We start from the raw sequence: 19,211 nt of genomic DNA on the forward strand, positions 1-19,211 counted from the left end.
CCCGAAGGGGAGTCCCATGCGCAAAGTGTTCGCCGGACTGGCAGCGTTCCTGCTGCTCGTGCTCGTGGTGCAGTTCTTCCTGGCCGCCAGCGGCGCGTTCAGCAACGAGGCCAACGAGGAGGCGTTCCGCCCCCACCGGATCCTCGGTCTGGGGAGCATCCTCGTCGCCGTGGTGCTGACGGTGGCCGCCGCGGTGATGCGGATGCCCGGCCGGATCATCGGCCTGTCCGGCCTGGTCGCCGGGCTGGGGATCCTGCAGGCCCTGATCGCGGTCATCGCCAAGGCGTTCGGCGACTCGGCCGGCGACTCGGCCGTCGGCCGGTACGTGTTCGGCCTGCACGCGGTCAACGGGCTGGTGATGGTGGCGGTCGCCCGCGTCATCCTGCGCAGCGTCCGGCCGGGGCCGGACACGACGACCACGCCCGGCGTGGACACCACTGTGACCGGCCCGGCGGCCGACTCGGCGCGAACGGCCTCATGAGCACGCTCCAATGGATCCTCGTGGACCACGTCGTGGCACTGCTCGGTGTCGCGACGTGGTTCGCGGCCGGCGTCACCGCCGCGCTCGGCCGCAACCGCCTCGCGCTGGGCCTGCTCGCCGCCGCGGTGCTCGTGACGATCACCCGGCTGGGCACCGTGGCGCTGCTGGCCGGGCGCGGCTGGTGGTTCGTCCAGGAGAAGGTTCTGCTGGGGCTGCCGCTGCTCTTCGCCGCCGGGGTCGTCGCGGTGCTCCTCGCCGGCCCGCGGCTGCTCGCGGCCCGGCAGTCGCCGGCCACGGGCCTGCCGGCCGGCGGGCTCGTCGCGCTGCTGACCGCCGGTTACGCCGCGCTGGCCGGCCTGGTGGTGACGTTCACCGCCGGCTACCCGTTGACGTTGAGCACCTCGCTGATCGCCGTCGCCGTCGTCTGCGCCGGCGCGCTGCTCACCGCCCGGGTGGTCGGACGACCCGCCGGGCAGGGCGCGGACGCGGGCGCCCCGGAACGCTCGGCGGCGGCGGACGCCGGCTCCGCCGAACGCTCGGCGGCGGCGGACGCGGGCTCTCCCGAACAAGCGCCGGTGGCGGCCGGGGCCTCGGCGCTGTCCCGTCGCCGATTCCTCGGCGTGGCCGGGGGCGTCGTCGCGGCGGGCGCCGGCGCCACCGGCGTCGGCCTGCTCTTCCGGGAGCCCGAGGCGATGGTCACCGGAGGCGGCCCCGGACACGCCGGTGGCGCCGGCCCGAAGGTTTCAGTGGCGGACCTGCGCGGCCCCGGCGCTCCGGCGGCGGGCGGCACCGCGCGACGCCACGTGCTCACCGCCCGGACGGGCACCGTCACGCTGCCAGAAGGGCGTCCGATCGACGCCTGGAGCTACGAGGGCCGGCTGCCCGGGCCGGCCATCACCGCGACCGAGGGCGACCTGATCGAGGTGACGCTCCGCAACGCCGACATCGAGAACGGTGTCACCCTGCACTGGCACGGGTACGACGTGCCGTGCGGCGAGGACGGCGCGCCGGGCGCCACGCAGCACGCGGTGCGGCCCGGCGGCGAGTTCGTCTACCGGTTCCAGGCGGACCAGGTGGGGACGTACTGGTACCACACCCACCAGGCGTCGCACCCCGCCGTGCGCAAGGGGCTGTACGGGACGCTCGTCGTGACGCCGCGCGAGGACCGGCCGGACGCGGAGCGCGGACTGGACCTGACGCTGCCGGTGCACACGTTCGACGACGTCGTGATTCTCGGCGACCAGGAGGGACGCGCCGTCCACGACGTCCGTCCGGGCCAGCCGGTGCGGCTGCGTCTGATCAACACCGACTCGAACCCGCACTGGTTCGCCGTCGCCGGCTCGGCGTTCCGGCTGGTGGCCGTGGACGGCCGCGACCTCAACCAGCCGGGCGAGGTACGCGAGGTCGGCCTCCGCCTGCCCGCCGGTGGCCGGTACGACGTGGTCCTGACCATGCCGGACGCCACTGTCACGCTGCTGCTCGACCACGACCCCGACCAGGGCGTCCTGCTGCGCCCGGCCGGCGCCGGCGGCGGCGACCGCACCCTGCCGGACACCGGCGACTGGCCCGAGCTGGACCTGCTGGAATACGGCGAGCCGGCACCCGTGCCGTTCGACCGCGACGACGCCGACCGGCACTTCACCATCGTCCTCGACCGCGCCCTGGCCATGGTCGACGGCAAGCCCGCCTACGCCCAGGCCGTCGACGGCCGCGCGCACCCCTCCGTCCCGGACCAGCTCGTCCGCGAGGGTGACGTCGTGCGCTTCACGGTGGTCAACCGGAGCCTCGAGACCCACCCGTGGCACCTGCACGGTCATCCGGTGCTGATCCTGTCCCGCGACGGGCGGCGCTCCTCGGGCAGCCCGCTGTGGATGGACACCTTCGACGTGCGGCCGGGAGAGGTGTGGGACGTGGCGTTCCGGGCGGACAATCCGGGTGTCTGGATGAACCACTGCCACAACCTGCCGCACCAGGAGCAGGGCATGATGCTGCGGCTCGTCTACGACGGTGTCACCACGCCCTTCGACAGCACGAGCCACGCACACTGAGGGGGACTGCCATGACCGCAGACGTGCACGCCCTGGCCGGCGTCCGCTACGTCGTCGACGACGTGCCGGCGGCGATCGAGTTCTACACCGCCCACCTGGGTTTCACGGTGTCGACCGCGTTCCCGCCGGCCTTCGCGGACGTGGTGCGCGGGCCGCTGCGGCTGCTGCTGTCCGGTCCGGCCAGCTCGGGCGCCCGGGTCACGCCGGCGGACGCGGCCGGGTGCGGGCGCAACCGTATCCACCTGATCGTCGACGACGTCGACGCGGAACGGGAGCGGCTGCAGCGGGCCGGGGTGACGTTGCGCAGTGACATCGTGTCCGGGCCGGGTGGTCGTCAGTTCCTGGTCGCCGACCCGGCCGGCAACCTGGTCGAGATCTTCGAGCCGACCGCCCGCGGCTGAGCCACCGGACCCGACCGCCTCCCGTCTACCCCGGACCGTCCGCGCCGATCTTGCACTTACCGCCCTTCCAGTGCCGGGGATATCCCTTTTGCGGGGGCCGAAAGTGCAAGATCGCGGAGGCCGGGAGGGACGGTGGCGGGATCAGTACCGGTTCGTGGTGGGTGCGGAGAGCCGGGCGGCCAGGATGGGGATGATCACCGCGCCGGCGATCACGTGGGTGCCGGCGAGGACGAGCTGCGTGGACACGGCGGTGTCCTGGGCGAAGGCGGGCGCGGCGAGGGACAGCACTGTGAACGCGACAGTGCCGGCCACGAAGACGCGTACGGGCCGCCGGGCCCGCCGGGCCGCGACCACCGCCAGGACGATCCCGCCGATCGACCAGAGCACGACGCTGCGGGCGATGGCGCCCACCGGGATCGCCTGCGCCTGCTCCTCCCAGACCCCGGCCGCCTCCATCGGCACGCCGAGGGCCCGGGCGGCGAGCGTGAACGCTTCCGCGGCCACCGCCCCGGCGAGGGTGGCCAGCACGCCGACCAGCCACACCGGGGTGGTGGCCGGCGACCGGGTCGGCCGCGCCGCGACGGGGGATCGGGGAGTGGCCTCATCCACGGCGTCGCCTCCGGTCCGGTGTCTCGATGTGTTCTCCGGGAGAATGCGGGGACGCCACGACGGCAGTCAATCGTGGACAGTTGAACGCCGGGGCGTCACGGCCGGGTCCCGCGCCGGCCCGCCGCCCCGGCTGCGGCGGCGGCCGTGCCCTCGGCGAGCAGGGAGACCAGCAGATCTCCCAGGATCCGCGGGCCGTGCTGGGTGAGGACCGACTCCAGGTGGAACTGGACGGACCGGAATCCCGCGCCGCGCAGCGCGTGCACGTCACCGCTGTCCGGGCTGCGGCTGATCTCGATCGGGCCCCGCCGGCCACCGGCCACCACGTCGTGCGCGGAGCGGGCCGTGTAGGTGTTGTAGAAGCCCACCAGCTCCGGCCGGCCGAACAGGTCGATCCGCTTCTGCACGCCCTGGTTGGGCACGGCGCGCCGGGCGAGGGGAAACCCCAGCTCGGCGGCGAGCACCTGGTGGCCCAGGCAGATGGACAGGAACGGCACCGTCCCGGCGAGCAGGTCGCGGGTGAGCCCGCGCAGAGTCCGCATCCGCCTGTCGCTCAGGTCGCCCGGGTCGCCGGGGCCGGGGCCGACGACGACGAGGTCGTATCCGTCCGGCCGCAGCGGGCTGTCGAACCGGGCGATGCTCGACCGCAGCCCGAGGGCCCGCAACTGGTGGTCGAGCATGGCCATGAAGGTGTCCTCGTTGTCGACGACGAGCACGCGGCGCCCGGCCAGCGCCCGGTTCGGCGTTCTCCGCTCCGCGCCGTCGAGCCAGAACCTCGACAGCGTGGCGTTGCGCTCGCGCAACGCCCGCCGTACCCGGGGGTCGGTGGCCAGGGACGAGCGTGCCCGCACGGGCGTCGCCGGCCCGCCGGCCGGGCCGGCCGGGTCGACGCCGAGGCCGAGCGCCGCGCGCATCCCGCCCGCCTTGGCCCGCGTCTCGGCCACCTCCGACTCCGGCTTGGAGTCGCGCACCAGGGTGGCGCCGACGCCCAGGCGGAGCGTGCCGTCGTGGTCGATCTCGGCGGTGCGGATCATGATGGCCGAGTCGAGCGTACGGCTGCCGGCCGGGTCACTGCCGATCAACGCGAGCACGCCGCCGTAGTAGCCGCGGCCGGTCGTCTCGTGGCGGGTGATGACCCGGAACGCGTTCTCGATCGGGCTGCCGGTGACGGTCGGCGCGAGCAGCGTCTCCCGCAGCACGTCGCGCACGTCCAGGTCGCTGCGGCCGGTCAGGATGTACTCGGAGTGCGTCACCCGCGCCATTTCCTTGAGGAACGGGCCGTGCACCTGGCCGCCGGAGGCGCACATCCGCGCCATCATTTTCAGTTCCTCGTCGACCACCATGTAGAGTTCGTTCGCCTCTTTCGGGTCGTTCAGGAATTCCAGCAGACCGGAAACCGCCGGGCCGTTCGGAGGATGCCGGTACGTCCCGCTGATGGGATTCATCGAGACGGTTCCGTCGATCATGCTGACGTGCCGTTCCGGTGACGCGCCGATGAACGTGCCGGCACCGGAGTGGAACAGAAACGTCCAGTAGGAACCCAGCTCACCGGTCAGCAACCGGCGGAAGATCGCCAGTTCCGTGGCGGTCGAGCAGTCGGCCAGCCGCGCGGTGAAGGTGCGCCGGATGACGAAGTTGGATCCGGCGCCCTGCCCGATCTCGTCGCCCACCACCCGCTTGACGATCGCCGCGTAGTCCTCGTCGCTGAGGTCGAAGTCGGCGTCGGTCACCGGTACGGCGCGCTCGGGCAGGCCCGCCAGCGCCTGCTCGCGGTCGAGCCCGAACTGCTCGTGGACGCGCATCGCGAGCAGTGGCGCGCCGTCGTCGTGGCAGTCGTACCCCCGTTCGGTGACCTGCCGGTACGGCACCGCGACGAGCAGGTCGTGCCGCCCACCGGTCGCCGGCCCGGCGGGCAGGGGCAGCTCGGCGAGCGTGTCCACCTGCCACACCTCGCCGGTCAGAACCTCCACGTACGCGCGCCCGGCCGTGCCGGGCCGGTGCAGCAGGGCGAAGGCACGCCCGTCGTCGCCGAGACCGGACAGCAGATCCGGGAATCCGGCCACGTTCGATTCCGTCCCGTCCATGTCGCTCCCTTTGCCCTAGAGATCGCCTGTCGATAGTGCGTCCGGCAAAAGGCGTCGCGCATGACGTGTTGTCGCCGACGGCATCACGTGTTTCCGGTAACGCGCCGACGTTATGGCGTGAACGACTGAATCGGCGGGCTACTACTCGGGCGAGTAGTGCCCACGCAGATCGACCGCGATTACTGTCGACCGCAATGCCGATACGACGAGGGCGGTGAAGACGACTGTGGACGTGCTGGTCCAGAAATACGGGGGCACCTCGTTGCAGACCCTCGACCGCGTACGGCACGCCGCGCTGCGGATCGCCGCGGCGCGGCGGGACGGGTCCGCCGTGACAGTTGTCGTGTCGGCCCGCGGCAGCCGCACCGACGACCTGCTGCGGCTCGCGGCCGACGTCGGCGCCGCCGGCCCGTCCCGGGAACTCGACCAGTTGCTCGCAGTCGGCGAGTCCGAGTCGGCGGCGCTGATGGCGCTGGCGTTGACCGGGCTCGGCGTGCCGGCCGTCTCACTGACCGGGCACCAGGCGGAGATCCACACCACCGACCGGCACGGCGACGCGCTGATCTCGCGGATCGGGGCGGCGCGGGTCGAGGCGGGGCTGGACCGCGGCGAGGTCGCCGTGGTCACCGGGTTCCAGGGGATCGACCGGGCCGGGGACGTCGCCACGCTCGGACGCGGCGGCTCCGACACGACAGCCGTGGCGCTCGCGGCCCGGCTGCGCGCGTCGGCGTGCGAGATCTACACCGACGTGGACGGCGTGTTCAGCGCCGACCCCCGCATCCTTCCGGCGGCGCGTTGCCTGCCGTGGGTCGAGCCCGGCGTCATGGCGGAGATGGCGTTCGCCGGCGCGCGGGTCCTGCACACCCGATGCATCGAGCTGGCCGCCATGGAAGGGGTCGAAGTGCGCGTGCGCAACGCGTCGTCGCAGGCGCCCGGAACGACAGTCGTGGACCGGCCGGACGACCGGCCGCTGGAGACCCGGCGGGCCGTGGTGGCGGTGACCCACGACACCGACGTGGTGCGCGTGCTGGTGCACTGCCGCGACGGCCGGCGGGACATGGCGCCCGACGTGTTCGAGGTGCTGGCCGCCCACGGCGCGGTGGCGGACCTGGTGGCCCGGTCCGGGCCGTACGAGAGCGAGTTCCGGATGGGGTTCACCATCCGCCGCAGCCAGGCCGACGCGGTGCGGACCGCGCTGCACGACCTCACCGCGTCCTTCGACGGCGGCGTCCACTTCGACGAGAACGTCGGCAAGGTGTCGGTGGTCGGCATGGGCCTGCTCAGCCGCCCCGAGCACACGGCCCGGCTGATGGCGGCGCTGGCCGAGGCCGGGATCTCGACGAGCTGGATCTCCACCTCCCAGATGCGGCTGTCGGTGATCGTGTCGCGGGACCGCACCGTGGACGCCGTCGAAGCCCTGCACCGCGCGTTCCGCCTCGACCGGTCCGAGCCGGCGGACGCCACGTCCCTGACCTCCCGTCGTTCCGCCACCGCCTGAGAGAGGTAGGAAACCGTGGCCGTACTCAACGCTTCGTTCGCTCGTGGCCTGCGTCTGCGCCGACTGTTCCGGCGCGGCGACGGACGCCTGCTCGTCGTCCCGCTGGACCACTCTGTCACCGACGGGCCGCTGCGCCGCGGCGACCTGAACTCGCTGCTCGGTGAGCTCGCCGGCACCGGCGTGGACGCCGTGGTGCTGCACAAGGGCAGCCTGCGGCACGTCGACCACGGCTGGTTCGGCGACATGTCGCTGATCGTGCACCTGAGCGTGAGCACCCGGCACGCGCCGGACCCGGACGCGAAGTACCTGGTCGCGCACGTGGAGGAGGCGCTGCGGCTGGGCGCCGACGCGGTCAGTGTGCACGTCAACCTGGGCTCGCCGCAGGAGGCGCGGCAGATCGCCGACCTGGCGGCGGTGGCGGGGGAGTGCGAACGCTGGAACGTGCCGCTGCTGGCCATGGTGTACGCCCGCGGGCCGCAGATCACCGACTCCCGGGCGCCGGAACTGGTGGCGCACGCCGCGACGCTCGCCGCCGACCTCGGCGCCGACATCGTCAAGACCGACTACGCGGGTACGCCCGAGCAGATGGCCGAGGTGGTGCGCGGCTGCCCGATCCCGCTGATCGTGGCCGGCGGCCCGCGCTCGGCCGACACACCGACAGTGCTCGCCTACGTGTCGGACGCGCTGCGCGCCGGTGTGGCCGGCATGGCCATGGGCCGCAACGTGTTCCAGGCCGAGCAGCCCGGCCTGATGGCCGCCGCCGTGGCGCGGCTGGTGCACGAACCACGGCACGTCCCGGACCGGTACGACGTCGACGACCGGCTCGCCCTTACGTCCTGAGACTCCCTGACCGTCCACCGAGGAGAAACCCGTGAAGCTGTGCTGGCTGGACATCCGTAACGTCAACGGCGCCAAGGAGGCAATCGTCGAGGAGGCGGTCCACCAGCGGGTGGACGCCGTCGTGGCGGCCGATCCGGCCGACCTGGAGACGCTCCCCCCGACGGTGAGGAAGGTGCTGTTCCCACAGGGCGGGCCGCTGCCGGAGAAGCTGGAACCGGCCGACCTGGTGATCGTCGAACCGGCCCGGCACGGCGAGCCCGCCGAACTGGCGGCCCGGTACCCGGATGTGGAGTTCGGCCGGTACGTCGAGATCGTCGACGCGGACAGCCTGGAGGACGCCTGCCGGTCCGCGCGCCACGACCGGTGGAGCCTGCTGTACTTCCGCGACCCCACCAAGATTCCGCTGGAGATCGTGCTGGCCGCCGCGGCGGGCGCGGCGGGCAGCATCATCACGCAGGTCGCCGACGTCGAGGAGGCGGAGATCGTCTTCGGCGTGCTGGAGCACGGCTCCGTCGGCGTGATGCTGGCGCCGCGCGCCGTGGGGGAGGCCACCGAGCTGCGGACCGCGGCGGTGAGCACGGCGGCGGACCTGTCGCTCGTGGAGCTGGAGGTCACCGGCATCCGGCGGGTGGGCATGGGCGAGCGCGCCTGCGTCGACACCTGCACGAACTTCCGCCTGGACGAGGGCATCCTGGTCGGCTCGCACTCCACCGGCATGATCCTGTGCTGCAGCGAGACGCATCCGCTGCCGTACATGCCGACCCGGCCGTTCCGGGTCAACGCCGGCGCGCTGCACTCGTACACGCTGTCCGCCGGCGGGCGGACCAACTACCTCAGCGAGCTGGTCTCCGGCGGCCGGGTGCTGGCCGTCGACTCGCAGGGGAAGTCCCGGGTCGTCACCGTGGGACGGGTCAAGATCGAGACGCGCCCGCTGCTGGCGATCGACGCGGTCTCCCCCTCCGGGACACCTGTCAACCTCATCGTCCAGGACGACTGGCACGTGCGCGTGCTCGGGCCCGGCGGCACGGTCCTCAACGTCACCGAGCTGACCGCCGGCACGAAGGTGCTCGGCTACCTGCCGGTGGAGAAGCGGCACGTCGGCTACCCGATCGACGAGTTCTGCATCGAGAAGTGAGCGGCGGCGGGAAGGGGAGCGGGGCGATGACCGCGCAGCCGGTGCTGGACTTCCACGTACGCCTGGCGCCCCGGCCCGGCGCGCGGGAGCGGCTGCTCGACGCGCTGCGCGAGTGCGGGCTGACACGGGCGGTGGTGTGCGCGGGCGGCACCATCGACCTGGACCGGCTGTCCCGCCAGCTCGTCACCGGCGGCCACGTCGAGACCGACGCCGACAACGACGCGGTGGCGGCGGCCTGCGCCGGCACCGACGGCCGGCTGGTGCCGTTCTTCTTCGCCAACCCGCACCGGCCCGCCGAGGCGTACCGGTCCCGGGCCGCCGAGTTCCGCGGCCTGGAGATCTCACCCGCCGTGCACGGCGTCGCCCTCACCGACCCGCGGGTCGCCGACCTGGTGGCCGTGGCGGCGGAGTTCGACCATCCGGTGTACGTGGTCTGCCTGGACCGTCCCGGCGCGGGCGTGGCCGACCTGGTCGGCCTGAGCCGCCGGTTCCCGCAGGTGAGCTTCGTGCTCGGGCACAGCGGCATCGGCAACATCGACCTCTACGCCCTGACCCTGATCCAGGACGAGCCGAACATCTCGCTGGAGACCTCCGGCGGCTACACCTGCGTGGCCGAGGCGGCGCTGCGCCGCCTCGGCGACGGCCGGGTGGTGTTCGGCTCCGAGTACCCGCTGCAGCACCCGGCCGTGGAGCTGGCCAAGTTCCAGGCGTTGCGACTGCCGCCGGACCAGTGGCGGCGGGTCGCCTGGGACAACGCGCATCGATTGCTAGGAGAGGAGAAGCGGTGAGCGAGCCGAGTTCGACCCTGCCCCGGCTCGGCCAGTGGCACGGCCCCGAGGACCTGCGGCGCCTTCAGGAGAAGCAACTGGCGGAGACGTTCACCTGGGCGGCCCGGTCGCCGTTCTACCGGGCGCGGCTGGCGTCCGGGGCGCCGCCGGTGACCCCGGCCGACCTGGCCGACCTGCCGCTGACCACCAAGCAGGACCTGCGGGACAACTACCCATTCGGCATGCTCGCCGTGCCCCGCGAACGGCTGGCGACCTACCACGAGTCGAGCGGCACCGCGGGCAAGCCCACCCCCTCCTACTACACCGCGGAGGACTGGACCGACCTGGCGGAGCGCTTCGCCCGCAAGTGGATCGGCATGTCCGCCGACGACGTCTTCCTGGTCCGCACGCCGTACGCGCTGCTGCTGACCGGGCACCTCGCCCACGCCGCCGCCCGGCTGCGCGGGGCCACCGTCGTGCCCGGCGACAACCGGTCGCTGGCCATGCCGTACGCCCGGGTGGTCCGGGTGATGCACGACCTGGACGTCACACTCACCTGGTCGGTGCCGACGGAGTGCCTGATCTGGGCCGCCGCGGCGATCGCGGCCGGGCACCGGCCCGACATCGACTTCCCGGCGCTGCGCGCGCTGTTCGTCGGCGGCGAGCCGATGACCGACGCCCGCCGGCGGCGGATCAGCCGCCTGTGGGGGGTGCCGGTCATCGAGGAGTACGGCTCGACGGAGACCGGCAGCCTGGCCGGGGAGTGCCCCGAGGGCCGCCTGCACCTGTGGGCCGACCGGGCGCTGTTCGAGGTGTACGACCCGGCCACCGGGACCGTCCGCGCGGACGGCGACGGCCAGCTCGTGGTCACGCCGCTGTTCCGGGAGGCGATGCCGCTGCTGCGGTACAACCTCGAGGACAACGTGTCGGTCTCCTACGACGACTGCGCGTGCGGCTGGAAGCTGCCCACCGTGCGGGTGCTCGGCCGGTCGGCGTTCGGCTACCGGGTCGGCGGCGCCACCATCACCCAGCACCGGCTGGAGGAGCTGGTCTTCTCCCTCCCCGAGGCGTACCGGGTGATGTTCTGGCGGGCCAAGGCGGAACCGGCGCTGCTGCGGGTCCAGATCGAGGTGGCCGCCGCGCACCGGGTCGCCGCCGAGGCGGAGCTGACCCACGCGATCCGGGCCGCGTTCGGCGTGGACAGCGAGGTCACCGGCCTGGCGCCGGGGAGCCTGATCCCGCTGGACGCGCTGACCAGCATGCCGGACGTGGTGAAGCCACGCAGCCTGTTCGGCCCGGACGAGGACTGGAGCAAAGCGCTCCTCTACTACTGAGGGAACCGACATGCCGCAGATGAGGGTCGCCGTGGCCGGCGCCGGCATCGCCGGGCTCGCCTTCGCCGCCGCCCTGCGCCGGGCCGGGATCGACTGCCACGTGTACGAGCAGGCCGAACAGCTGACGGAGGTGGGCGCGGGCGTGCAGGTGGCGCCGAACGCCACCCGGCTGCTGCACCGGCTGGGCCTGCGTGACCGCCTGCGTACGGTGGCGGTGGCGCCGCAGGCGATCGAGATGCGCCGCTGGGACGACGGCACGCTGCTGCAACGCACCCCGCTGGGCAGCGCGTGCGGACGCCGCTTCGGCGCGCCGTACTACGTTGTGCACCGCGCGGATCTGCACAGCAGCCTGCTGTCGCTGGTGCCGCCCGACCGGGTGCACCTGGGCGCCCGCCTCACCGCCGTGACGCAGACCGCCGACGAGGCGTACCTGCACCTGTCCAACGGCACCACCGTCGCGGCGGATCTCGTGGTGGGCGCCGACGGCATCCACTCGGTCGCGCGCGAGCAGATCGTGGCGGACCGGCCGCGCTTCTCCGGGCAGTCCATCTACCGCGGGCTGGTGCCGGCCGAGCGGGTGCCGTTCCTGCTCACCGAACCCCGGGTGCAGTTGTGGCTCGGGCCGGACCAGCACTGCGTCTGCTACCCGGTGTCCGCCGGCCGGCAGGTGAGCTTCGGCGCGACGGTGCCCGCCACCGACTGGCGGCAGGAGTCGTGGTCGGGCCGGGGCGACGTGTCGCGGCTCGCGGCCGCGTACGCCGGCTGGCACCCGGACGTCACCCGGCTGATCGCCGCGGCCGACCGGGTCGGCAGGTGGGCGCTGCACGACCGGGACAGCATCGACCGGCTCAGCGCGGGACGGGTGACGCTGATCGGCGACGCCGCGCACCCGATGCTGCCGTTCCAGGCGCAGGGCGCGAACCAGGCCGTCGAGGACGCGGTGGTGCTCGCGGTCTGCCTGGCCGGCGTGGAGCCGGCGGGCCTCGGCGCCGCGCTGCGCCGCTACGAACGGATCCGCCTGCCCCGGACCACGCGGATCCAGCGCCAGTCCCGGGCCAACGCCGAGACGTTCCACCTGGCCGACGGCGCCGACCAGCGCCGCCGGGACGTCGCCGCGCAGTCCTCGTCCGGCCTGGACCGCCACGAATGGCTCTTCGGGTACGACGCCGAGAAGGCCACCACGACCAGCGGAGGCACCTGATGGAACTGACCGGAATCGAGTCGAGGGTCGCCCTGGTCACCGGCGCGGCGCAGGGCATCGGCGCCGCCGTGGCCGGTGTGCTGGCCCGGGCGGGCGCGCAGGTGGCGGCGGTGGACCGTAACGCCGAGGCGCTGACCACAGTCGTGACGAAGCTCGCCGCCGAGGGCGACTCGGCGCGCGCCTACTGCGTCGACGTGTGTGACAGCGACGCGGTGGACGCGCTGGTGCGGCGGGTCGAGGACGAGATGGGCCCGGTCGCCATCCTGGTGAACGCCGCCGGCGTGCTGCACACCGGACCGGTCGTCGAGCTGTCCGACCGGCAGTGGCGCCGGACCTTCTCGGTGAACGCCGACGGCGTGTTCCACGTGTCCCGGGCGGTGGCGCGGCGGATGGTCGGCCGCCGCCGGGGCGCGATCGTCACCGTGGCGTCCAACGCCGCCGGGGTGCCGCGTACCGAGATGGCCGCGTACGCCGCCTCCAAGGCCGCGTCCGCCCAGTTCACCCGCTGCCTGGGGCTGGAGCTGTCCGGCTACGGCATCCGGTGCAACGTGGTCTCGCCCGGCTCCACCGACACCCCCATGCTGCGGGCGATGCTCGGCGAGGGCGCCGACCCGAGTGCGGTGATCGAGGGCACGCCGGGCGCGTACCGCGTCGGCATTCCGCTGCGCAAGCTGGCCCAGCCGCGCGACGTGGCCGAGGCGGTCGCCTATCTGGTGTCCGACCAGGCGGGCCACGTGACCATGCACGACCTGTACGTCGACGGCGGCGCGGCCCTGCACGTGTGACGCCGTGGCACGGAAACCGGAGGCGAGAACCGATGGCCATGACCCCGATCGCGCCGTACCGCATGCCCGGCGACGGCGACCTGCCCGGCACCACGCTGCCGTGGCGTCCGGACCCGGACCGGGCCGCCGTGCTGGTGCACGACCTGCAGCGCTACTTCCTGCGCCCGTTCGCGGCCGGGGAGTCCCCGATGGCCGAGCTGCTGCCCAACGTCGCGAAGCTGCTCGCCGCGGCGCGGGCGGCCGGCGTGCCGGTGCTGTACACCGCGCAGCCCGGCGGGATGAGCCGGCAGGACCGGGGGTTGCTGCACGACCTGTGGGGCCCCGGCATGAGCTGCGACGAGGACGACCGGGGCATCGTCGACGACGTCGCCCCGCAGCCGGGCGACACGGTGCTGACCAAGTGGCGCTACAGCGCGTTCTTCCGCAGCGACCTGGAGGAGCGACTGCGCGGCGCCCGGCGGGACCAGCTCGTGGTCTGCGGCGTGTACGCGCACATGGGGTGCCTGATCACCGCCTGCGACGCGTTCAGCCGCGACATCGAGGCGTTCCTGGTGGCGGACGCGCTGGCCGACCTGTCGCGTGCGGACCACCTGATGGCGCTGCGCTACGCCGCGGACCGCTGCGCGGTGCCGTTGTGGACGGCGGACGTGCTGGACGGCCTGGCGGGCGACGCCGGCGCGGCGCGTCCGGATCGGAGCAGCATCAAACGATGAGGAGAGCATCGATGTCGGAACGGACTCGGGTCGTGGTCGTCGGCGGCACCTCGGGGATCGGGCGGCACTTCGCCCGGTCCTGCGCCGAACGCGGAGACGACGTGGTGATCACCGGCCGTTCGGCGGCCCGGACCAAGACCGTCGCGGACGAGATCGGCGGGTCGACCCGGGGACTCGCCCTCGACCTGGCCGAGCCGGAGCGGATCGCGGCCGGGCTGGCCGACGTGCCGCACGTCGACCGGCTCGTGGTCGCGGCGCTCGACCGTGACCACAACACCGTCCGCGCGTACCGGCCGGGCGACGCGGCGCGGCTGCTGACCGTGAAGCTGGTCGGCTACACGGCGGTCCTGCACGCCCTCGCCCCGCGGATGACCGACGAGAGCGCTGTCGTGCTGCTCGGCGGCCTGGCCAGCCACCGGCCGTACCCCGGCTCCACCACAGTCACCACCGCCAACGGCGGGATCAGCGCGCTGGTCCGGACCCTGGCGGTGGAACTCTCGCCGATCCGGGTCAACGCCCTGCACCCGAGCATCGTCTCCGACACGCCGTTCTGGAGCGACAAGCCCGCCGCGCGGGAGGCCGCCGCGACGCGCGCGCTCACCCGGCGGCCGGTCACCATGCGGGACTGCACCGAGGCGATCGACTTCCTGCTGACGAACCGCGCGATAAACGGGATCAACCTGAACATCGACGGCGGAGACGTGCTCATCTGACGCCTGCGGCGATCCGCCACGGCCCCCACCACCCGGTCGCGCCCTGCCCGTGCTCCCGCTGCTCGCGGGAGTACCGGGCCAGGTCGCGGGCGGAGAACAGCGCCATGCCGGCGTGGAATCCGGTCACCGGCACCGGAACCCGCGCCCAGTAGGCGAGCCGGCCGTCGACGTGGAACTCCACCTCCGACGTCGGCGCCCGGTAGGTGATGGCGTAGCCGTGCGCCCGGCCCGGCTCCGTCGGCACATCCAGGACCACCCGGTGGACGTAGTGCTCGTGCGGCTGGGTCACGCCGGGCAGCGCGAGGCGCTCGACAGTCGCGTACACGGTGTCGTTCGTCGCGGCGGCGTTGAACACGACGCCGGTCTCCAGGTCGAACAGGGCCACCGTGCCGAACGCGTCCAGCAGGTCGTGCGGGATCTGCCGGTACGTCCGTACGCCCATCTCCACCTCGACGGTCAGCGTGCCCTCCGCCGGCACGGCGAAGCGCCGCACCGACCGGTACATCTGCTTGGCGTTGTTCTGCCGGGGATCGGTGTCGTGGAAGCGGGTGAACGGGTCGACGGTCAGCTCCAGCCGCCCGTCGCCGGTGCGGACGCGGGCGTTGCGGTCCTGGTACCTGTGGGTCTGCCCGTCCGCGCCGGTGATCGACATGATCGCCCAGCGGGCGGGGTCCAGCTCGCGGCCGGTGAAGTCGTCGTACGTCCACGCGCTGGTTCTCAGTGCCGACGTCATGCAGTCACCATCGGACGCCGGCCGGGCGCGGGCATCACCCGTTCACGCGGTTCGGCCGGGCCGGGCACGCCAATGCGCCGGCAGCCTCCCGGAAATCCCGTGATTAAGCCATGCCGCAGCGTGAGCGGTCGCCGAGACTGACGCCGCACGCCATCTCCGCATCGTCTGCGACGTTCTCACCAGGGGGAGAGAGCAATGGACACGGCAGCTCCGGCACCGGACGGCGGTCGTTACCTCGCCGTCCATCACAGCGCAGAGTTCAGGGAACTACGGCGACGATCGAGCACGGTCACGCTCTGGGCCAGCGTCGCCTTCTTCGGGTGGTGGTTCCTCGGCAGCCTGCTCGCCACCTACGCTCCGGACTTCTTCCGGGAGAAGGTGGCCGGCCCGGTCAACGTGGGCCTGCTCTTCGTCTTCCTGTCGTTCACCTTCGTGGTGACGCTCGCCGCCTTCTACCTGCGCTACGCCCGCACGCGGCTCGACCCGCTCAGCGAGAAGATCCGCGCCGACCTGGAAGGAGCGTCCCGATGAGCGTCGTCCTCGCCGACCCGCCACCCCCGGTCGACAACACGTGGGCGACGCCCGCGATCGCCGTCCCGGTCACCGTCGTCCTCGCGCTCGCGGTGCTCTACCTGGTCCGCTCGGCGCGCGCCAGCACCACCACCGCGGACGGCTTCCTGCTGGCCGACCGGCGGATCGGGCCGGTGCAGAACGCGCTGGCGGTGGCCTCCGCGCCGCTGATGTACTCGACGATGTACATCATCACCGGCCACATCGCGCTCAGCGGCTACGACGCCATCCTGCTGATGACCGCCTTCACCATGGGCACCATGCTCGCGCTGTTCCTCTTCGCCGGGCCGGTGCGCAACGTCGGCGGCTACACGCTCGGCGACCTGCTCGCGGTGCGCGTCCGGGAACGGCCGGCGCGGATGGCCTCGGCGGTGCTCACGCTGCTGACGTACGTCATGCTGACCGTGATCATGATGGCCGCCATCGCGTTCATCTTCAACCGCTGGTTCGGCGTCGACGCCCTCGTCGGCCTGGTCCTCCCGGTCTTCGTGGTCGGCCTGGTCACCGTCGGGTACGTGTACCTCGGCGGGATGCTCGGCGTCACCCGCATCCTGGTGTTCAAGCTGGTGCTGTCGGTGGTCGTGGTGGGCGTGCTGACCGCCTGGGTGCTGGCCCGCTTCGACCTGAACCTGTTCAGCCTGCTGGAGCGGGCCGAGGCCAACGCGGCGCCGGTGCCCAGCGGCAGCGACCTGCTCGGCCCGGGCCGGCTGTTCGGCGAGGGCGCGACCACGCTCGTGCACCTGTCGAAGCTGTTCGCCATCGCGGTCGGGGTGGCGGCGATCCCGTTCCTGTTCATGCGCAACTTCGCGGTGACCAGCGGGCGGGACGCGCGCCGGTCGACCGGGTGGGCGTCGATGATCATCGTCGGGTTCTACCTGTGCCTGTCCGTCGTCGGGCTGGGCGCGGTCGCGATCCTCGGCCGGGACAACATCGGCGTCATCAAGGCCCACCGCGACATCAGCTTCCCCAAGCTCGCCGACGAGCTGGGCGGGCCGGTGATGGTCGGCTCCCTCGCCGGCGTCGCGGTCCTGACGATCGTCGGGGTCTTCGCGCCGCTGCTGCACAGCGCGGTGACGACGGTGACCAAGGACGTGAACGTGCTGCGGGGCCGTCGGCTGGACCCGGCCGCCGAGCTGAAGGACATCAAGCGCAACACCCTGATCATCGGCGTCGGCTCCGTCCTGCTGGCGGTCGCCATGCTGCCGGTACGGACCCACATCTTCATCCCGACCTCGATCGACGTGGCCGGCGCGGTGGTCCTGCCGATCGTCGTCTACGCGCTGTTCTGGCGCCGATTCAACACCCGCGGCCTGCAGTGGACGGTCTACGGCGGCCTCGCGCTCACCGCGTTCCTGGTGCTGTTCTCCAACGGCGTCTCGGGCGAGCCGGACGCCATCTTCCCGGACCGCAACTTCAAGTTCGTGGACGTCGAGCCCGCGCTGATCACGGTGCCGGTCGGCTTCCTGCTCGGCTACCTCGGCTCGATCACCAGCCGCGAGCGCGACGATGCCGCCTTCGCCGAGATGCAGGTCCGGTCCCTCACCGGCGCTGTCGCCACGGGACCGGCGCGGCCGGCCGCCGTCGACGACGAGGACCGCGACGGCCGCCAGGACCGGGCGCCCAGCCCGGTGAGCTGACCATCCGCCACGGTGTGGGGCGGCCCCTCCGCCGCCCCACACCCCCTCGGGAGGCAACTGTGGATCCGGTACCGGTTCTGGTCGTGGGCGCGGGCCCGGTCGGCATGGTCACCGCGCTGGCGCTCGCCCGTCACGGCGTCGCCTGCGTCCTCGTCGACCAGGGCTTCGAGACGTCCGTCCATCCCAAGCTGGACTACGTCAACGCCCGCAGCATGGAGTTCTTCCGGCAGTTCGGCCTCGCCGACGACGTGCGTGCCGCCGGGGTCGCGCCCGAGCACCGGTCCGACGTGATCTGGTCGACCGGCCTCGCCGGTGAGCCGATCACCAGGTGGGGCCTGCCCTCGGTGACGCAGGAGTGGCGCCGCATCGCCGAGCACAACGACGGCACCCAGCCGGCCGAGCCGGGCCAGCGGATCTCCCAGATCGACCTGGAGCCGGTCCTGCGGGCGCGCTGCCGGCGGGAACCGCTCGTCGACCTGCGCCTCGGCGTACGGTTCGACTCGCTGACCCAGGACGACGCGGGGGTCACCAGCGTGCTGGCCGACGACACCGGCGGCGAGGTCCGGCTGCGGTCGCGGTACGTCGTCGGGTGCGACGGCGCGTCGAGCCGGGTCCGCCGGGCCGTGGGCATCGGCGAGGAGGGCTTCGACGTGCCCGGCCTGCCGGGCGCGTTCATGGTGCACTTCACCAGCCGGGACCTGGACAGCCTGCACCGGCACGGCCGGTTCTGGCACTACTTCGCGTTCCGGTACGTGCTCATCGCGCAGGACGAGGTGGACACCTGGACCGCGCACGTCAACGGGATCGACCCGAACGAGTTCGACGAGCCGCCGGCCGACCCGGAGGCGTTCCTGCTCGACACGATCCGCACCGAGCTGCGGATCGACAAGGTGCTGCTCACCTCGCGCTGGCGTCCCGGCTTCATGCTCGCCGACCGGTACCGCGCCGGCCGGGTGCTCCTCACCGGGGACTCGGCGCACCGGATGTTCCCCACCGGCGCGTACGGCATGAACACCGGCATCGGTGACGCCGTCGACGTGGCCTGGAAGCTCGCCGCGGTGCTCCGGGGCTTCGGCGGCCCCGCGCTGCTCGACAGCTACGACGCCGAACGCCGCCCGGTGGGGCGGCGCAACATGCACACCTCGCACCGGCACCTGGGCGTGCACCTGCGGGCGGGGGAACTGCTGCGCGACGGCGCCCCGCTGCCGTCCGTCGCGGCCTTCCTCGACGCCAAGCGGGGCGAGAACGAGTACCGGGGCATCGAGCTGGGCTACCGCTATGCCGGCTCGCCGGTGCTCCGGCCGGAGGGCCCGGCCGAACCCCCGGACGACCCGCGGGTGTACACCCCGACGACCTGGCCCGGCGCCCGCCCGCCCAGTCTTTTGCTCAGTGGCGGGCAGCAGATCTTCGACCGGTTCGACCCGGCCTCGTTCACCCTCGTGGACTTCACCGGCGACGGCGCCGCCGATCCGCTGCTGGCGGCGGCGGCCGCGCGGGGCCTGCCGGTCACCCACACGGTGGTGACCGACGCCCGGGCCCGCGAGCTGTGGGAACGCGACCTCGTCCTGCTGCGGCCGGACCACCACGTCGCCTGGCGGGGCAACACCGCGCCGCCGGACCCCGACGCCGTGGTCCAGCGCGTACGGGGTGGCGGATAGGCGCGAC

General features: G+C 73.1%; 18 protein-coding genes. 15 read left to right on the top strand and 3 right to left on the bottom strand.

Annotated features, from left to right (window positions below; all coding sequences use genetic code 11):
- Positions 1-16 precede the first annotated feature (16 nt).
- The 3 genes from BAW75_RS00885 to BAW75_RS00895 are packed head-to-tail and all read left to right on the top strand — an operon-like array spanning position 17 to position 2,930.
- Positions 17-481, top strand: coding sequence for a DUF6220 domain-containing protein (locus BAW75_RS00885; protein ID WP_043323072.1), 465 nt, complete (start codon positions 17-19; stop codon positions 479-481).
- Entirely contained in the window at positions 478-2,529 is a 2,052-nt protein-coding gene (locus BAW75_RS00890; RefSeq protein WP_104112300.1) for a multicopper oxidase domain-containing protein, read from the top strand. Before BAW75_RS00885 ends, BAW75_RS00890 begins: the two co-directional genes overlap by 4 nt.
- 11 nt (positions 2,530-2,540) lie before the next feature.
- Positions 2,541-2,930 (top strand): VOC family protein, encoded by a 390-nt coding sequence (locus BAW75_RS00895; RefSeq protein ID WP_043323075.1) that lies wholly within the window; start codon positions 2,541-2,543, stop codon positions 2,928-2,930.
- 141 nt (positions 2,931-3,071) lie between these two features.
- Here the strand turns inward: BAW75_RS00895 and BAW75_RS00900 are convergent, their stop codons facing one another.
- Both BAW75_RS00900 and BAW75_RS00905 read right to left on the bottom strand, forming a co-directional pair.
- The gene (locus tag BAW75_RS00900; RefSeq protein WP_104112301.1) at positions 3,072-3,539 is read right to left on the bottom strand and encodes a DUF6069 family protein; all 468 of its coding nucleotides are present in this window, start codon (positions 3,537-3,539) and stop codon (positions 3,072-3,074) included.
- Between the two features lie 95 nt (positions 3,540-3,634).
- Positions 3,635-5,620 (bottom strand): anthranilate synthase family protein, encoded by a 1,986-nt coding sequence (locus tag BAW75_RS00905; RefSeq protein WP_104112302.1) that lies wholly within the window; start codon positions 5,618-5,620, stop codon positions 3,635-3,637.
- Between the two features lie 214 nt (positions 5,621-5,834).
- Here BAW75_RS00905 and BAW75_RS00910 point away from each other — a divergent pair, with 214 nt between their 5' ends.
- From BAW75_RS00910 to BAW75_RS00950, 9 genes are read left to right on the top strand one after another with little or no spacing between them, the layout of a single operon-like run.
- Positions 5,835-7,118, top strand: a complete 1,284-nt coding sequence (locus BAW75_RS00910; RefSeq protein WP_208635145.1) for an aspartate kinase — start codon at positions 5,835-5,837, stop codon at positions 7,116-7,118.
- Between the two features lie 15 nt (positions 7,119-7,133).
- The gene (locus BAW75_RS00915; RefSeq protein ID WP_104112303.1) at positions 7,134-7,958 is read left to right on the top strand and encodes a 2-amino-3,7-dideoxy-D-threo-hept-6-ulosonate synthase; all 825 of its coding nucleotides are present in this window, start codon (positions 7,134-7,136) and stop codon (positions 7,956-7,958) included.
- A 31-nt stretch (positions 7,959-7,989) separates the two neighbouring features.
- On the top strand, positions 7,990-9,093 hold the full coding sequence (locus BAW75_RS00920; protein WP_104112304.1) for a 3-dehydroquinate synthase II family protein: 1,104 nt from the start codon (positions 7,990-7,992) through the stop codon (positions 9,091-9,093).
- 26 nt (positions 9,094-9,119) lie between these two features.
- A complete protein-coding gene (locus tag BAW75_RS00925) occupies positions 9,120-9,881 on the top strand; it encodes an amidohydrolase family protein (protein WP_104112305.1) in 762 nt (253 codons plus the stop codon).
- Positions 9,878-11,194, top strand: coding sequence for a phenylacetate--CoA ligase family protein (locus BAW75_RS00930; RefSeq protein WP_104112306.1), 1,317 nt, complete (start codon positions 9,878-9,880; stop codon positions 11,192-11,194). Before BAW75_RS00925 ends, BAW75_RS00930 begins: the two co-directional genes overlap by 4 nt.
- 10 nt (positions 11,195-11,204) lie before the next feature.
- Complete coding sequence (locus tag BAW75_RS00935; RefSeq protein ID WP_104112307.1) at positions 11,205-12,395, top strand: FAD-dependent monooxygenase; 1,191 nt, start codon at positions 11,205-11,207, stop codon at positions 12,393-12,395.
- The gene (locus tag BAW75_RS00940; protein WP_069088380.1) at positions 12,395-13,180 is read left to right on the top strand and encodes a 2,3-dihydro-2,3-dihydroxybenzoate dehydrogenase; all 786 of its coding nucleotides are present in this window, start codon (positions 12,395-12,397) and stop codon (positions 13,178-13,180) included. The genes BAW75_RS00935 and BAW75_RS00940 overlap by 1 nt, the downstream gene beginning before the upstream one ends.
- Positions 13,181-13,212: 32 nt before the next feature.
- A complete protein-coding gene (locus BAW75_RS00945; protein ID WP_104112308.1) occupies positions 13,213-13,893 on the top strand; it encodes an isochorismatase family protein in 681 nt (226 codons plus the stop codon).
- Positions 13,894-13,904: 11 nt separating this feature from the next.
- Positions 13,905-14,606 (top strand): SDR family oxidoreductase, encoded by a 702-nt coding sequence (locus tag BAW75_RS00950; RefSeq protein ID WP_104112309.1) that lies wholly within the window; start codon positions 13,905-13,907, stop codon positions 14,604-14,606.
- Here the strand turns inward: BAW75_RS00950 and BAW75_RS00955 are convergent.
- Positions 14,599-15,339 (bottom strand): DUF6081 family protein, encoded by a 741-nt coding sequence (locus BAW75_RS00955; protein ID WP_104112310.1) that lies wholly within the window; start codon positions 15,337-15,339, stop codon positions 14,599-14,601. The two genes, BAW75_RS00950 and BAW75_RS00955, sit on opposite strands and share 8 nt — an antisense overlap.
- A gap of 195 nt (positions 15,340-15,534) precedes the next feature.
- On the opposite strand from BAW75_RS00955, the gene BAW75_RS00960 reads away from it, so the two are divergent.
- From BAW75_RS00960 to BAW75_RS00970, 3 genes are read left to right on the top strand one after another with little or no spacing between them, the layout of a single operon-like run.
- A complete protein-coding gene (locus BAW75_RS00960) occupies positions 15,535-15,870 on the top strand; it encodes a DUF485 domain-containing protein (protein WP_043323102.1) in 336 nt (111 codons plus the stop codon).
- The gene (locus BAW75_RS00965) at positions 15,867-17,546 is read left to right on the top strand and encodes a solute symporter family protein (RefSeq protein WP_104112311.1); all 1,680 of its coding nucleotides are present in this window, start codon (positions 15,867-15,869) and stop codon (positions 17,544-17,546) included. Before BAW75_RS00960 ends, BAW75_RS00965 begins: the two co-directional genes overlap by 4 nt.
- 59 nt (positions 17,547-17,605) lie before the next feature.
- The gene (locus tag BAW75_RS00970; RefSeq protein WP_208635146.1) at positions 17,606-19,204 is read left to right on the top strand and encodes an FAD-dependent monooxygenase; all 1,599 of its coding nucleotides are present in this window, start codon (positions 17,606-17,608) and stop codon (positions 19,202-19,204) included.
- Positions 19,205-19,211: the final 7 nt, after the last annotated feature.

The organism is Micromonospora chalcea (assembly GCF_002926165.1).
GTDB lineage: Bacteria > Actinomycetota > Actinomycetes > Mycobacteriales > Micromonosporaceae > Micromonospora > Micromonospora chalcea.

Bases quoted from the DNA above. Each gene is read 5' to 3' on its own strand.
- BAW75_RS00885 (WP_043323072.1), top strand. From the start codon at position 17: ATGCGCAAAGTGTTCGCCGGACTGGCAGCGTTCCTGCTGCTCGTGCTC.
- BAW75_RS00890 (WP_104112300.1), top strand. From the start codon at position 478: ATGAGCACGCTCCAATGGATCCTCGTGGACCACGTCGTGGCACTGCTC.
- BAW75_RS00895 (WP_043323075.1), top strand. From the start codon at position 2,541: ATGACCGCAGACGTGCACGCCCTGGCCGGCGTCCGCTACGTCGTCGAC.
- BAW75_RS00905 (WP_104112302.1), bottom strand. From the start codon at position 5,620: ATGGACGGGACGGAATCGAACGTGGCCGGATTCCCGGATCTGCTGTCC.
- BAW75_RS00925 (WP_104112305.1), top strand. From the start codon at position 9,120: ATGACCGCGCAGCCGGTGCTGGACTTCCACGTACGCCTGGCGCCCCGG.
- BAW75_RS00935 (WP_104112307.1), top strand. From the start codon at position 11,205: ATGCCGCAGATGAGGGTCGCCGTGGCCGGCGCCGGCATCGCCGGGCTC.
- BAW75_RS00940 (WP_069088380.1), top strand. From the start codon at position 12,395: ATGGAACTGACCGGAATCGAGTCGAGGGTCGCCCTGGTCACCGGCGCG.
- BAW75_RS00945 (WP_104112308.1), top strand. From the start codon at position 13,213: ATGGCCATGACCCCGATCGCGCCGTACCGCATGCCCGGCGACGGCGAC.
- BAW75_RS00950 (WP_104112309.1), top strand. From the start codon at position 13,905: ATGTCGGAACGGACTCGGGTCGTGGTCGTCGGCGGCACCTCGGGGATC.
- BAW75_RS00955 (WP_104112310.1), bottom strand. From the start codon at position 15,339: ATGACGTCGGCACTGAGAACCAGCGCGTGGACGTACGACGACTTCACC.
- BAW75_RS00960 (WP_043323102.1), top strand. From the start codon at position 15,535: ATGGACACGGCAGCTCCGGCACCGGACGGCGGTCGTTACCTCGCCGTC.
- BAW75_RS00965 (WP_104112311.1), top strand. From the start codon at position 15,867: ATGAGCGTCGTCCTCGCCGACCCGCCACCCCCGGTCGACAACACGTGG.